The organism is Gordonia mangrovi (assembly GCF_024734075.1).
GTDB classification, from domain to species: Bacteria; Actinomycetota; Actinomycetes; order Mycobacteriales; family Mycobacteriaceae; genus Gordonia; species Gordonia mangrovi.
Genome location: NZ_CP102850.1, coordinates 350,946 through 365,465, shown reverse-complemented (window position 1 = coordinate 365,465; position 14,520 = coordinate 350,946). Strand labels below are relative to the sequence as shown.

At 67.6% G+C, this 14,520-nt stretch carries 13 protein-coding genes; 4 read left to right on the top strand and 9 right to left on the bottom strand.

Going from position 1 to position 14,520, the window contains the following annotated elements; all coding sequences use genetic code 11:
* Positions 1-103 precede the first annotated feature (103 nt).
* On the bottom strand, positions 104-1,420 hold the full coding sequence (locus tag NWF22_RS01730; RefSeq protein ID WP_160900901.1) for a cytochrome P450: 1,317 nt from the start codon (positions 1,418-1,420) through the stop codon (positions 104-106).
* Between NWF22_RS01730 and NWF22_RS01725 the strand changes: the two genes are divergently transcribed.
* A complete protein-coding gene (locus tag NWF22_RS01725) occupies positions 1,419-1,589 on the top strand; it encodes a hypothetical protein (protein WP_160900902.1) in 171 nt (56 codons plus the stop codon). The genes NWF22_RS01730 and NWF22_RS01725 overlap by 2 nt on opposite strands.
* A 56-nt stretch (positions 1,590-1,645) precedes the next feature.
* Here NWF22_RS01725 and NWF22_RS01720 read toward each other — a convergent pair whose 3' ends face one another.
* The 4 genes from NWF22_RS01720 to NWF22_RS01705 form a co-directional block, all read right to left on the bottom strand.
* Entirely contained in the window at positions 1,646-2,791 is a 1,146-nt protein-coding gene (locus NWF22_RS01720; protein ID WP_160900903.1) for an acyl-CoA dehydrogenase family protein, read from the bottom strand.
* A 49-nt stretch (positions 2,792-2,840) separates the two neighbouring features.
* Positions 2,841-4,076, bottom strand: coding sequence for an acyl-CoA dehydrogenase family protein (locus tag NWF22_RS01715; RefSeq protein ID WP_160900904.1), 1,236 nt, complete (start codon positions 4,074-4,076; stop codon positions 2,841-2,843).
* 170 nt (positions 4,077-4,246) lie between these two features.
* A complete protein-coding gene (locus NWF22_RS01710) occupies positions 4,247-5,422 on the bottom strand; it encodes an AI-2E family transporter (RefSeq protein ID WP_160900905.1) in 1,176 nt (391 codons plus the stop codon).
* Between the two features lie 90 nt (positions 5,423-5,512).
* On the bottom strand, positions 5,513-7,900 hold the full coding sequence (locus NWF22_RS01705) for an acetyl-CoA acetyltransferase (RefSeq protein WP_160900906.1): 2,388 nt from the start codon (positions 7,898-7,900) through the stop codon (positions 5,513-5,515).
* A 145-nt stretch (positions 7,901-8,045) separates the two neighbouring features.
* On the opposite strand from NWF22_RS01705, the gene abmR reads away from it, so the two are divergent.
* Positions 8,046-8,564: an ATP-binding transcription factor AbmR gene (abmR, locus tag NWF22_RS01700; protein WP_160900907.1), complete on the top strand. Its 519-nt coding sequence runs from the start codon at positions 8,046-8,048 to the stop codon at positions 8,562-8,564.
* Positions 8,565-8,759: 195 nt separating this feature from the next.
* Here abmR and NWF22_RS01695 read toward each other — a convergent pair whose 3' ends face one another.
* Both NWF22_RS01695 and NWF22_RS01690 read right to left on the bottom strand, forming a co-directional pair.
* The gene (locus NWF22_RS01695) at positions 8,760-9,734 is read right to left on the bottom strand and encodes a hypothetical protein (RefSeq protein WP_233750881.1); all 975 of its coding nucleotides are present in this window, start codon (positions 9,732-9,734) and stop codon (positions 8,760-8,762) included.
* A gap of 58 nt (positions 9,735-9,792) precedes the next feature.
* Complete coding sequence (locus NWF22_RS01690; RefSeq protein WP_160900908.1) at positions 9,793-10,359, bottom strand: HhH-GPD-type base excision DNA repair protein; 567 nt, start codon at positions 10,357-10,359, stop codon at positions 9,793-9,795.
* A gap of 126 nt (positions 10,360-10,485) precedes the next feature.
* Here NWF22_RS01690 and NWF22_RS01685 point away from each other — a divergent pair, with 126 nt between their 5' ends.
* Together NWF22_RS01685 and NWF22_RS01680 are read left to right on the top strand one after the other, a co-directional pair.
* Positions 10,486-10,920 carry a hypothetical protein gene (locus tag NWF22_RS01685; RefSeq protein ID WP_160901432.1) on the top strand — a complete coding sequence of 145 codons (435 nt, stop codon included), beginning with the start codon at positions 10,486-10,488 and terminating at the stop codon, positions 10,918-10,920.
* A 170-nt stretch (positions 10,921-11,090) separates the two neighbouring features.
* Positions 11,091-12,611 (top strand): sugar porter family MFS transporter, encoded by a 1,521-nt coding sequence (locus NWF22_RS01680; protein WP_160900909.1) that lies wholly within the window; start codon positions 11,091-11,093, stop codon positions 12,609-12,611.
* A 1-nt stretch (position 12,612) separates the two neighbouring features.
* On the opposite strand, the gene NWF22_RS01675 is transcribed toward NWF22_RS01680, so the two are convergent.
* A complete protein-coding gene (locus tag NWF22_RS01675; RefSeq protein ID WP_160900910.1) occupies positions 12,613-13,317 on the bottom strand; it encodes a lysoplasmalogenase family protein in 705 nt (234 codons plus the stop codon).
* Positions 13,314-14,504, bottom strand: coding sequence for a lipase family protein (locus NWF22_RS01670; RefSeq protein WP_160900911.1), 1,191 nt, complete (start codon positions 14,502-14,504; stop codon positions 13,314-13,316). The genes NWF22_RS01675 and NWF22_RS01670 overlap by 4 nt, the downstream gene beginning before the upstream one ends.
* Positions 14,505-14,520 lie beyond the last annotated feature (16 nt).

Sequence of the window (14,520 nt, the reverse complement as noted above, 5' to 3'; positions counted from 1 at the left end):
GTCTGGAGAGGCGTTACCCGGACGGGGGCCTGATCAATCGCGGGTCGCCAACACGGCGTGGTGTGCGATCGAGAGAGCGGTCCGATGATTCGGACTCGTGCGGTCAGTGGCGCCGGTGCAGTGCGACGCGTCCGCCGCGAGCCGGCGCGTAGGCGACGCCGCGGGAGTGCCAGCGTTCGTCCGGCGCCGTCGAGGGCTCGATCGTGAAATCACGCAGCAGCGTGCGTAGGACCACGTCCATCTCCATCTGTGCGAATGCTGCACCGATGCAGCGTCGGGTGCCGCCGCCGAAGGGCAGCCACGCCGGACCGGGGGTGCTGCCGACAAAGCGCTCGGGGTCGAACCGCTGTGGATCACGGAACTGCCGGCTGTCGTCGTGCAGCAGAGATATGGACACCATGATGTTGCGGCCCTTGGGGATTCGATACGGGCCGAGTTCGACGATGTCGTCGACCACATGCCGGCCGGCGAGATCGATGACCGGTCGGCTGCGCTGGATCTCGGTGATGGTCGCGGTCATGTACTCCTGGCCGCCGGCGTCGACCTCATCGGCCAGCCGCGCGAGTACCGCGGGATGGCGCTGTAGGCGTTCGACGGCCCAGGCGAGGGTCGTTGCGGTCGTCTCGTGCCCCGCGACGAGCAGGGTGAGCAGTTCGTCGGCGATCTCGACGTCGGTCATCGCCGAGCCGTCGTCATATCGGCTCTGCACCATCAGCGCCAGGATGTCGTCACGGTTCCCGAGATCAGGGTCGATACGCGCAGCGGCAATGAGTGTTTCGACGACCCGGTTGTAGGTCGCGCGTCGGTGGGCGAATCGGCGACGGGGATCGACGCGACCCAGGGACACCGGCAGGTCGGGGATCGTGGCCAGCCGTGATCCGGTGGCCACCATCGGCGGGATGATGCGGCGCAGCGTGGCGAGATGGGCGCCCTGCGCTCCGAAGACGGTGCGCAGGATGACATTGAGGGTGATCCGCATCATCGGCTCGAGCGTCGCGAACGGCGTATCGAGGGGCCAGTCGCGGGCCTCGGCGCGGAACTCTTCGGCCACCACCGTTTCGTAGCGTCGAACACGTTTGCCGTGCAGTGGAGGTGTGAGCAGCCGGCGCCGACGACGATGATCGGCGCCTTCGAGGGCGAACAGGGAACCCGGGCCCAGGACGCGGCCGAGGTTCGGGCGTTCGTTGACGACACGATCGGTGGAGGTGGTGAACAGTTGCCGAGCCATGGTGGGGTCCGCGATCACCACCGTCTCGCCGAAGATCGGGATCCGGATCGTGAACGCCGAGCCGTAGCGACGCGACAGGGCGGCCACCGTTTGCCGCCGGCGAGTCACGAAGCCGAGGCCTTGCACGAGTGGTGGCAGATGGGGGCCGGGCGGCAGGACGGGTGTGACGTCGGCAGCCTGTGCGGTACTCATGCCCGCCTCCCCTTCCTGTTTCCACGCCGATCGGTACGGAGATGTACCACCCGACGGTATCCGCGAATTGGCGGCATCCACGATGGAACAAGACAGATCGCAGTACACCATCGTCGAACCGGTGGTCGCCGCGTGTGCCGCGCTCATCGGCGCCAACATCGCGAGTTGAGCCGGGAACGCCCGGTGCGCACCGGCGCACCGGGGCGTTGCGGACTCGTCGATCGATCAGGCGCCGGCCAGCTTCGCGAACCGTGCCAGATGGGCGTCCGCCGAGCCGAACTCGTACTCGACAGCGGTCAGTCGGCGGAAGTAGTGGCCGATGGCCAGTTCCTCGGTCATGCCCATGCCGCCGTGCAGCTGGACCGCGTTCTGTCCGATGAACCGGGCCGCGCGACTGACGGTGGCCTTGGCCGCCGACACCGCCGTCGCCCGCTCGGCGGGTTCGGCATCGAGGGTCAGGACGGCGTAATACTGGGCGGCGACCGCTTGTTCGAGCTCGATGTGCATGTCGACCATCCGATGCTGCAGGGCCTGGAAGCTGCCGATGGACTGGCCGAACTGCTGACGCTGCTTGGCGTACTCGACGGTGTCGTCGAAGACCTTGCGCATCGCCCCGACTGCCTCGGACACCACGGCGGCGGTTGCCTCGTCCCAGGCGTGCTCGAGCAGCCCGAGCGCCTGCCCCTCGGTACCGATGAGCGCATCGGCGTCGACCCGGAGGTCGGTGAAGGTGAGGTCGGCGGCACGACGGTCGTCGATGGTGCGTACCGCATGAATCGTCAACCCGTCGGGAACGGCGTCGCCGAGGTCCACCAAGAACATCGACACCCCGTCGCCGTCGCGGGTGTCGCCGGAGGTCCGGGCGGTGACGATCAGATGATCGGCGAGCGGGGCAGTGGTCACAACGGCTTTGGCGCCGTTGATGATCCACGAGTCGCCCGACTTCTCGGCGCGCGTCCCGACATGATTGAGCATGCCGCCCGAACCGTCTTCGACCGCGGCGAGCGCTGTCAGCGCACTACCGCCGACGATCTGCTCACCGATCGCGATCGCCCGCGGGTGGCCGGTGCGCGCCAACAGTCGGGCGCCGAGCACCACGGTGTCGATGAACGGTTCGACGACGAGCGCGTGTCCGAGAGCCTCGGTGACCACCATCAGTTCCTCGGGGCCGCCGTCGTCACCGCCGATCGATTCGGGCAGGCAGGCGCCGATCACGCCGAGTTCCTCGGCGAACGAACGCCAGATCTCGGGTTGCCATCCGGCGCCCACCTTGGCCGCCTCGCGACTGGCTTCCAGGTCGTAGCGCGCGCCCAGGAACTTGGTGAGGCCGTCGCGCAGCAGTTGCTGTTCCGGGGTGAGTGTGAAGTCCATTGTTTGTCTGTGCTCCGTTGTCTGGCCGGGTTGGTTGTGGGATCGGGCTCTACCCGAGTCCCAGCGCGGCCTTGGCCAGGATGTTTCGCTGGATCTCGTTGCTACCGGCGTAGATCGATCCGGCGCGGTCGTTCATGTAGTGCAGCGGCGCCACCGCCTGCCATGCCTCACCGCTGACATAGCCGTCCGACGGCGGGGTGTACCGGTTGATCGGCCCCCCGGGCGCGGCGGCATGCGGCTGATACACGCGGCCGTGAATCCCGGCGGCCTCCAGGTCGAGTTCGGTGATCTTCTGACTCAGTTCGGTGCCGAGGATCTTGAGCATCGACGCGAGCGACCCGGCGTCACCGCCGGAACTCATGGCCGCCAGCGCGCGGTACTCGAGAACCTCCAGGATCTTCGCTCGCACCCGCACGTCGGCGAGCTTCGCGGCGAATGCCGGCTCCTCGATGAGCGGTACACCCGACGGGCCGGTCATCGAGGCGGCTTCGTCGGCGATGTTCTCGGCCATCACCTGCAGGGCCGGCGCCGCAGCGCCGCCGCCACGCTCGAAGATGAGCAGGTACTTGGCCACGGTCCAGCCTTCGTCGATCTTGCCGAGCACGTTGCGCTTCGGTACCCGCACGCCGTCGAAGAAGACCTGGGCCTGCACCTGCTCGCCGGAAGCCATCACCAACGGCTGCACCTCGATGCCGGGCGAGTTCATGTCGATCAGCAGGAAGGTGATGCCCTGCTGCTTGCGTTCCTGGCGCGAGGTCCGGACCAGGCAGAAGATCCAGTTGGCTTCGGCCGCGTGCGTCGTCCAGATCTTGCTGCCGGTCACCACGAAGTCGTCACCGTCGCTGACCGCCGCCATCGACAGTGACGCGAGATCCGATCCCGCCTCGGGCTCGGAGTAGCCTTGGCAGAAGAACACGCTGCCGTCGAGGATGCCGGGCAGGTAGAAGTCCTTCTGTTCCTGAGTGCCGAACGCCATGATCGCGTGCGACACCATGCGGATGCCCATCGGGGACAGCGCCGGCGCGCCGGCCAGGATCGATTCGCGGCTGAAGAGGTAGTGCTGGCCGAGGCTCCAGTCGCAGCCGCCGTATTCGACCGGCCACGCGGGGGCGGCCCAGCCGCGCTCGTGCAGGATCGCCTGCCACTTCATGGATGCCTCGTGATCGGCGTACACGCTGGTCCGCAGACGTCCGGCGGCGCGGAGGTCAGGTGTCAACTTGGCTTCCAAGAACTCGCGCACCTCATCGCGAAACGCGATGTCGGAGTCCGACCATGTCATGTCCATTTCGAGCTGCCACCCCTGTCTTCACTGACGCCGAGTCACTACGTATCAAATATATGTGACACGCCGAATGTATCGGACTTGGCCCGCGTGAGGAAGCAGATGCGGGTTTTGGCGGCGACGGATTCCTGCCGACGGTCAGTGTGACGGTGTGCAGTCCGAGCGCGGCAGCATCAGCCCGGCTGCGGCGACGGGCCGGCCTCGCCCGTGCTGTCCGGTCCGGGATCGGCCTCGGCATCACCGTCGGCGTCGGGAGGAGGCCCGGTGGTCGAGTCGGGTTCGGACTTGGGCGCCGACGACGACAGCAGGATATCGGCCCACCGCGTGGACGGATCGATGTCGATGAGCAGGGCTTTGGACATCAGGGTCAGCGGCACCGCGAGGATGGCGCCCAACGGTCCGATGACCCACGCCCAGAACACGAGTGACAGGAACGTCAACGTGGTGGACAATCCGACGGCGTCGCCGACGAATTTGGGTTGGATCACCGACTGGATCACCACGTTGATGACGCTGTAGATGGCGATCACCAGCAACATCTGTCCCCAGCCGCCGTCGAGCAGCGCCAGCAGGGCCGGCGGGATCAGGCCGATCACGAAGCCGATGTTCGGGATGTAGTTGGTGATGAACGAGAGCAGGCCCCAGAGGATCGGCAGCGGGATGCCGACGATCCACAGCGCGACCGAATCGAAGACGGCGACGATGAGACCGAACACCGTCGACACCAGCAGGTAGCTACGAGTGCCCTGGGCGAAGCTCTGAAACGCCATGGCGATGTCGGGCCGGATGCCGCGCAGGACGTTGATGCGCTTGTCGTACGACAGCGCGTCGGCGGACATGAACAGCAGCAGCGTGACCACGAGTATCAGTGCCGAGGCGACCGACAGTGTGCCCTCCAGGACCTCGGACATATAGCCCAGCGCCTTGCCGGGGTCGATGTGGGAGATCATGTCCTGCACGTTGTCCGAGCTCACGCCATGACTGGTCAGGAACTCCTGGAAGTTGTCGACGAGACCTTGGAACTTGTCGGCGTATTCGGGCAGGATCGTCGCGAGCCGGGCGATCGAGAAGGCCAGCGACCCGAAGAGCGTCAGCAGGATGCCGTAGACGGCGAGCAGAGTGGCGATGAAGGCGAGCCACGTGGGCACGCCCTTGCGACGCAGCCAGACCGGGATCGGCTGGACCGCCACGGTGAGCATCAGCGCCAGGAAGATCGGGCCGACCAGGCCGGACACCGCCTTCATACCGCCGACGGTGACGATCAACCCGGTGGCCGACAGCAACACGATCGTGCCTCGCGGCATCGACCAGCCCTTGGGCTCTTCGGTGCCTGCCTGCTCAAGCGTCATTCCGGGCCTCTCGTCGTCTGGCCTCGGCGATACCTCGCCGATGGTCGGAGGAATGGTAACCCTCCGACCACCGAACCGGAGTTCAAGACGTCATCGGCCGGTCCAGCGCGGCGGTCGTTTGGTGACGAACGCGGTGATTCCTTCGATCGTGTCCTTGCTCACCAGCAGACTGTCCATCGCCGCCGAGGTCGCTTCGATGGCCTCGATCTCGTCGGGGATTGCTGCGGCTGTTTCCATGGCGCGCAACGATTCCCGGACGGAGGTCGGTGATGCCGCCAGTATCTCGCCGGCCACGGTGCGCGCGAGCCCCATCACCTCGCCCGCGGGTGCGACCCGACTGACGAGTCCGGCGGCCAGTGCCGCCGCGGCGTCGAGTCGTCGTCCGGTGAGGATCATGTCCCGGGCCAGCGCGCCGCCCACAGCGGCCGGCAGGCGGACCAGTCCGCCGGCGAGCGCGGCCAGGCCGACCTTGACCTCGGGGAGGCCGAAGGTGGCTCGCTCGTCGGCGACGACGATGTGGCAGGCCAGGGCGATCTCGCAGCCGCCGCCCAACGCGAAACCGTTGACCGCGGCGATGACGGGTTTGGGCATCGACCGGCGTGCGGTGAGTCCGGCGAAACCGTTCTGCGGGACGGCCAGCCCGGCGCCGGACGTCTGCGCGAGGTCGTTGCCGGCCGAGAACGCCTTGTCGCCGGCGCCGGTCAGGATCGCCACCCAGAGTTCCGGATCGGCGAAGTAGGCGTCGAAGATCTCATCGAGCTCGGCATTGGCGGCGGGATGCAGTGCGTTGCGTGCGTCGGGACGGTTGATCGTCACCTCGAGCAGGTGACCGTCGCGGCGTACCTCGACGTGCTCGTAGGACGAACGGAATGCCGGAGCGGTGGGTGGGTGGCGACGCAGCATCGCGGCGCGATCGGTGAACACGCGGTTGGCATTCGCGCTCGACCGGACGTAGATGTCGGTGCCGATGGGGTCGTCGGTCGCCAGCAGGTCGAACATCGGTTCGTCGTCGGTGTTCACGGTGGCCACGAACCGTCGGCCGGAGCCGAGGCGGCCGACGACGATGCCCTTACGTGCGCCGTCGCGTCCCGGCAGCACCGTGAATGCTTCGAGTGTCGCCGGACCGTCCGCATAGTCCGACGTCCGCACGGGCGAAGCGGAATCGAGTCGCTCCTGTACCCCGCTCGAGTCGTCGGGCGACCATTCGACCGGGCGGGTGCTGTAGACGCCGACCGACGTCTTGCTGAGGATGCCCCCGTTGGCGACCACGAGCGCGAACGAGTCGCGCTCACCGCGGCAGCGGTCGACCGCCTCGGCGATCGCGTGCATCGAGTAGTTATTGCCCGGGCCACCGAAGAAGGGCAGGCCGCCGGTCAGGGTCAGTCCGCGGGGATCGTCCGGAGCGATACCGAGTGGATCGATCACGTTGAACACCGCGATCGGGAAGCAGCTGTAGATGTCCAGGTGACGCACATCATCGAGGTCGATGTCGGCCACCGCCAGCGCATGCCGTACGGCTGCGGGGGCCGCAGGGCCGGTACTGAGGTCCGGCCGCTGCATCAACGGTCGCTCGCGGGTGTCGGCGTGGCCGTGCAGGAACACCCATCGGCTCGGATCGATGCCGAGTTGGTGTGCCGTCTGCACGGACATGACCACGACGGCGGCCGCTTGGTTGACCTGATCGCGCGCAACGATGAACCTGGTGAACGGGTCGGCCACGACACGGTTGGTCTCGGAGACGGTGACCAGCTCCCGGGCCGAGCGCGCAGTCGGGGCGGCCGCATGCGGATTCTCCGCCGCCACCTGCGACATCGGGGCGAACAGTTCGCCCATGGCCGCGGAGTACCGATCACGGGGGAGCCCGATGCGGTGCCGGCGGGCATTCTCCAGGACCGCATACTGCGCCACCGGCGACAGCAATCCGTGTTTGGCCTCCTGGTGCGTGGTGAGACCCGCGATGTCGAAGCCGCGGTCGTCGAGTTGCCCGCCGACCTGTTCGGTGAAGTCGGGTCGGGCGTCGTCCACGGTTGTCGCCATCAGGTGGCGCACCGTGGACATGACCTCGGCGCCGAAGAGCAGCACTGCCGAGGACCGGCCGGCGGCGATGGTGCCGGCGAACTCGGTCAGCAGGCTCTGCGGGGTCTGTCCACCGGTCACGCCGAGTACCGCGCTGCGCGGATCGATGCCGATCCGCTTGGCCACGGCACGCGGCATGTTGTCCGGTCGTCCCAGCGGGGACGACGACATCGGAGTGGATTCCTCGAAGGTGCGCACGCCGACGATCGTGTCGAGCTCGGCGGCGACCGACGGCACGGTCACGCCGGTGTCGGCCAGCGCCGTCTCCACCGCCCGCGAGGCGAGGTCGGCTTCACAGAGTCCGCGGTAGTCGTCGTCGGTGAGACGCTCGGACGCCTGGCCGACTCCCACGATGACCGGGGTGTTCGGATCGAGCGTGTTGCTAGAGACAGAACTCGGCATGTGTCCATTTATTCACCCCGCCACCAACGAGCGCTGAGACACCCCCGCATCTGTCCCGGGTCGCCGGAGATTCGCCACTCTGAGCTCTCGCTTTTCAGAAATTACCGAACTACAGTGATTACAAGTAATCGCATAGGAGGCGACCATGTCCGAGACCGAAACGGCGGTGTCAGGATGGCTCGCCGGGCGTCTGCCCGACGATCTGTTCACCGGCGCACCCGAGGTGTCCATCGACCGCGAGGAGATCACGATCGTCGGCGCCATCGCTGTGCCCGAGACCGAGGAGGGCACCGACGCGGCGGCGGTGGCGCAGGCCGAGGCCGGTCGGATCGCCCGGTTCCGAGAGGCGACCCGCGATCAACGAATCGAGGTCGCACGGGAGATCGAGCATCGATTCGACCGCAAGGTTGCGTGGGGTGTGCGATGCGGCGATTCGTCGCAGTTGTTCACCCACCTCGCCGTGCCGGTGATGACCCGACTGCGACAGCCGCAACGCCAGGTGCTCGACACCCTGGTGGCCGCCGGGGTGGCGCGCAGTCGGTCCGACGCCCTCGCGTGGTGCGTGAAGCTCGTCGGCCAACACACGGATTCGTGGTTGAACGAACTCCGCGACGCGATGCGGCGGGTGGACGAAGTACGTGACACGGGTCCCGCAGTCGACTGAGGCTGAGTAGCGCTTCTCACGCGGAGACCTCACCTCTCGCCGAAGACCTCGGGAGCGCGGAGGGTCCCTGCACACCGGTGAGGTCGCTGCGTGTTCGACGTCCAGGTCACCGTGCCGGTGTCCGCTGTTCACCGCAGGCTTTCCCGCGATCTCGCCCGCACAGGGCCTGACCCATGGGGTCCACGGCACCCCCGATCAGGAATCGGCCGACTCGCCGCCCCCGCGCGCGTAGCCGTTTCGTTCGGAGCCGTTTCGTTCGGAGCCGTCCGTGATGGCCGGACCGGGGGGACCGCCCGCCGGTGCGGATCCACCCGACGGTGCGGATGATCCACTGCGCGAGCCGCGGGTGAGGCGCTTGGGCAATCGGTCGGCGAGTCCACCCAACGGTGCGACGGTCTGATTCAGCAGATCGACGGTCTCGGCCAACTCGTGCACGGTGTCCTGCATCGCCAGCAGATTCGGGGCGAGCTGTCCGATCACTTCGGTCAGTTCGGTGATGCGGTCCAGCGGACCATTCGGGGCGATCGCCCGCTCCACCGCGCCGTTCTCGCCGACGAGTTGGTCCAGCAGCCCGCCGTCGGCGGCCATCCGGTCGAGCACCCCACCGTCGGCGGTCACCTTCTCCATCACACCGTCCGGTGCGGTCAGCTTGTCGACGATGCCGCCCTGGGAGGTCAAGCGTTCGAGGATGCCCTCGTTCTCCGTGAACTGGTCGACGACGCCACCCGGTCGGGTGAGCCGGTCCAGCGGACCGTCTTTCGCCGTCAGCCGCACCAGGATGCCGCCGTCTTCGGTCATCTGGTCCAGCAGTCCACCCTCGGCGGTGAGTTTCTCCAGTATGCCGTCGGGTGCGGTCAGCCGGTCGATGACGCCGTCGGGGTTGAGCAATCGCTCCAACGGTCCGCCGGCGGCCAGGATCTTGCCGAACGGACGATCCGGTCCGAGTAGTTCGGCGAGCTGATTGAGCAGGGCGATCGGCGTACGTGCGCTGCCGAGTTCGTCGCCGGAGAGCCCGAGTACGGTGTTGACCTCGTGTTGGACGCTGTTCGCGGTGAGCCGGGCAACCGTGATTGCCGCCTCGGCGGCGGTGAGTACGACGCCGGTGACGGCGAAACCGAGCCGAAAGGGCAACTCCACGACGCTGTGGGGCTCGGGATTGGTGGCGTTCATGATCTTGACATTAGGCGATGTCAGGATCTGACGGGAGTGACCCGCGACTGCTGCCGGCTCAGCTCTTCTTGGCGGCCGCCTTGGCCGCCTTCTTGAAGTCGCGCACCTTCTGCAGTGACACCGGGTCGGTCACGTCGGCGACCGACCGGAAGCCGGCCTTGCCGTAGTCGCCGACCACCTTCGTCCAGCCGGACGGTTTCACGCCGAGCTGCTTGGCCAACAGCGCGGTGAAGATCTTCGCCTTCTGATCGCCGAAACCGGGCAGGGCGCGGATGCGGTCGAACAGGTCGGCGCCCGAGGACGCCCCGGTCCAGATCTGCTCGGTGTCGCCGCCGTACTCGTCGACGACGACCTGGGCCAGCGCCTGTACCCGGCCGGCCATCGAGCGGCCGTAGCGGTGGATCGCGGGCGGTGTCGCACACAGATCGGCGAACGCCTCCGGGTCGGCGGCCGCGATGGCATTCGGTTCCATGGTCCCGAATCGATCGCGGATCTTGGCCGGCCCGGCGAATGCCCGCTCCATCGGAAACTGCTGATCCAGCAACATCCCGGTCAGCAGTGCGAAGGCGTCGGTGGACAGCAGGGCATCGGCGGCCGGGTCCTGCGCAATCTGGAGATTCGCCATGGGGTCATCGTAGATGGCCCTAGACTCGGCCCCATGGGGATTGTGCGCAGGGGGTTCGATAGGCGTGGGCGAGTGGGCCGATTCGCCGGTGCGACGCTTGTCTCGGCCGCTGTGCTCGGCGCGGTGATGGCGGGCGGAGCCGGGGTGGGGTCGGCCATCCCGGAATACACCGAGCCCAACCTCGTCACCACCCTGCGCTGCGACAGCGCAAACCCGCTGCCGGGCCCGGACATCCCCATCCACGTCGATGTGTTCAACCAGATTCCCTTTCCGGCCGACGGGCTACCGGGGCCGGCGATCTCGCTGATCGCCTCCAACCGCGCGCAGCCCGCGATCCTCGACTACACCATCGAGACGCGGGTGTCCTGGCGCAACCTCGCCAGCGGCCGGAGCGGCACGGTGACCGTGCCGACTCGCGCTCGCACGGTGACCTGGCAGGTCGACCTGCATCCCGGTCCGGGCCCGGTCGCGTTCAGCATCCATCAGAAGATCGGCGTCATGGCGTTCGTGCCGATGGTGGGTGCCACCACGTCGACGTGCGGTGGTCGCGCAACAGCCTGAACCATCGCCTGAGCGGAATCCCCTGAGCGGCACCTGCTGTCCACAGCGCCACAGTCGATGTCGATATCGAATAGTGCGCGCAAATGCCGCGGAGCACTCGCTCGCGGCTAGTAGCCTGACAATCGCACTCCGCCGCGATGTGGCGGTATTCGACGGTGAGGACACGGCACATGGCGCAGTCGCACAACCCCGAGGCCGCTGAGCAACATACCGCGAAGGTCATCGGCGTCACGGTCGCCGCCGCGGTCGGCGGGTTCCTGTTCGGCTTCGACAGTTCGGTCGTCAACGGTGCCGTCGAGTCGATCGAGGACACCTTCGGCATGGCCGAGCTGCTCACCGGATTCGCAGTGGCCATCGCGCTGCTCGGTTGCGCACTCGGTGCCTGGTTCGCCGGCCGACTCGCCGACGTGTGGGGCCGCAAGCGCGTCATGCTGCTCGGGTCGGCGTTGTTCATCATCAACTCGATCGGTACCGCGTACACCCAGACCGTGCCCGATCTGCTGCTGTGGCGTGTGTTGGGCGGCATCGGTATCGGTATCGCGTCGGTGATCGCACCCGCCTACATCGCCGAGATCGCACCGGCCCGGTTCCGCGGCGCGCTCGGTTCGTTGCAGCAGTTGGCGATCACGCTCGGCATCTTCGCGGCCCTGCTGTCGGACACGCTGCTGCAGAACGCCGCCGGAGGTCCGGAGAACGATCTGTGGTGGGGCCTGGAGGCCTGGCGCTGGATGTTCCTGGTCGGCGTGGTGCCCGCGGCGGTGTACGGAATCCTCGCGCTGCTGATTCCCGAGTCGCCCCGCTACCTCGTGGGGCGCCACCGCGACGAGGAGGCCGCGCGAATCCTGCAGGAGGTCACCGGCGAACCCAATCCGCTGGACCGGGTCAAGGAGATCCGGATCACGGTCAAACGCGAGGCCCGCACCTCGTTGAAGGACATCCGTGGTCCCTCCTTCGGGCTGCATCCCCTGCTGTGGGTGGGTATCTGGCTGGCGATCTTCCAGCAGTTCGTCGGCATCAACGCGATCTTCTACTACTCGACCACCCTGTGGCAGTCGGTCGGCTTCACCACCGACGAGGCATTCGTCACGTCCGTGATCACCGCAGCGATCAATGTCGGGATGACCTTCGTGGCAATCCTGTTCGTCGACCGCGTCGGTCGGCGCAAGCTGTTGCTGAGTGGCTCCGTCGGCATGTTCATCGGACTCGTCTTGGCGTGTATCGCATTCACCCAGGCGTCCTACCTCGATTCCGGCACCGTCGGTGACACGACCTGTACGCCCGGCAACACCAACGCCGATTGCCTTGCGCTTCCGGATCCCTGGGGCCCGGTGGCGCTGGTCGGCGCGAACCTGTTCGTGATCTTCTTCGCCGCGACGTGGGGCCCGGTGATGTGGGTGATGCTGGGCGAGATGTTCCCCAACCGCATCCGCGGTGTCGCGCTCGGTGTGTGCACCGCGGCGAATTGGCTGGCGAACTTCACCATCTCGATGCTGTTCCCGGAGATGAGCAAGACCGTCGGGCTCGGATGGATCTACGGCTTCTTCGCCTTCTGTGCCGCAGCGTCGTTCTTCTTCGTGCGATCCAAGGTGGAGGAGACCAAGGGGATGGAACTCGAGGAGATGGATGCCGCCGCCGAATCGCGCCTCACCCAACTCGAGGCGATCCGCTCGGCGAAGGCCGGGCGGCGCTGACTCAGTCCTCGTCGCCGCGGGTGGCGCCAAGACCGGTCAGCAGCAACCACTGTGCGGCGAAGTAGCTCGCGAGTACCCATGCCTCGCCGGCCGCCGCCAGGCGTCGGTTACGGACGAGATGGCGGCGGTTGATGATCGTCAGGTCGGAGGCCAGGAAGAGCAGCCCGCCCGTCCGCATCGCCGGTTGGGGGTCAGACATCCCGGCCGCCGTCGCCGACATCAGTGCCAGGGTGTTGCCGTAGCCGCCGAGCACCGGCAGCAGGCGGGGGCGGTGCAGCGCGAGGACGGTCGCGGATTCGGCGAGTACCGCGGCGCGGGTGATCAGGCCACGCGCGCCGGGCCGTGCCCCGCGACGCATCATCGCGGCGGTCAGGCACAACTGCGCGCCGGCGAACAGGGAGGCGCCGACCCGCAGATGCCGATCCTTCTCGGTGGGTTCATCGGCGAACTCCTCGAGCAACATCGCGCGATCGCCGGCGGTGGAGAACGCAATCGCGCCGGCGAGCAGGGCATTGTCGAACGCCGACCGGGCACCTGCGCGCCGTGCGATACGGGTGCCGAGCAGCAGCAGGGGCAGCGGTTTGGTGAGGGCTGCCAGAGAGCGATGGTGGGCAGCACCTGCCGCTGTCGCTGCGGCGGCCGCGACAAAGTAGGCGTCGCGGCCTCGGTCGAGCCGTCGCTGGATACGCCCGGCGGAGGCCGTCACCGACCGGCCACACGCGCCACGAACCAGCGCATGTCGTTGTCGGACAACGACTCGGACTGCTGCTGATTGAACGCGAGGTAGGTGCGTGCGGTCACCCGGCGGTCGGCGTGCTGTGCGTCGTTCAGGTACCGCAACGAGAGCGGGACGACGACGTTCTGGTCGAACAGACTCTGCGTCATCATCACCGGCCGGGTGAACCCCTTGATGGGGATCATGTGGGTGCGAGAGACGACGTCGAGTAGCTGCCCATTGCCCGACAACGGTTGCCGGAACAGCGATCCGAGGGGCGTGCCGGAGAACTCGGCGGTCAGGTCGTCGGCGCACACCGCGGCGGCGCGGTCGAGCCAACGTATCCCGGACTCGGTCAGGAACGCATCGAGATCGACCGATGAACGAGCGTTGCGGATGGCGCTGAGGGTGAACAGCACGGTGGACTCGACGCCACTGGCCATGGTGCCGGTGTCGGGTCCGAGCCCACCGATCAAGGTGTCGAACTCCACCGGGATCGACGACACGGCCGAGCCGCGGTAGTCCAGTTTGGGCCCCTGGAGGCGGGTCGCGGTGCGGGCGAGTTCGATTGCCGCCGCGGCGCCCTGACCTTCACCGACGACGACCCATCGGCGGCCGAGATTCTCGGTGACATCGCGACTGGCCCGGACGGCGTCGACGATGTTGCGCGAGGTGGTGTCGGTGTCGAAGTACTCCGGTGTGCCGCTGGTGCCCAACCCGGCGTAATCCGGTGTGACCACGGCATATCCGCGGTCGAGCCAACGTCCGATCTCATCGCTGTCCGCGCGGGTCGGGTGCGCCGACGGCGCGCACTGATCTGCGATTCCGCGGCTGCCATGGGCCCACACCAGGATCGGCCAGCCGTCCTTGGGTGCCTGTCCGGGCGGCACCTCGACCGACCCGGTGGACAGCCGCGGCTCGCGATCGGTTCCCGTGCTCCAGTAGGTGAATGCCGAGCCCGTGGCGGCCTTCGGCGTCAGTCGGTTCTCGGGCAGGTCGCGGTTGGCGAACACCGACCCGGCGGCCCCTGCGGCGGGGGTGGCGCCCGGTGCGCCGGTCGCGGTCGCCGGGCTGAGCACCGACGTCGCGCTCAGCAGGAGCGCGGCGGCCACGACCGGTAGTGCGGTGCGCGCGGTTCGCCGACCACGACAGGTGCGTCGGGGGCGGGGCGTGGGCATGTTCGTGGCCGTTTCT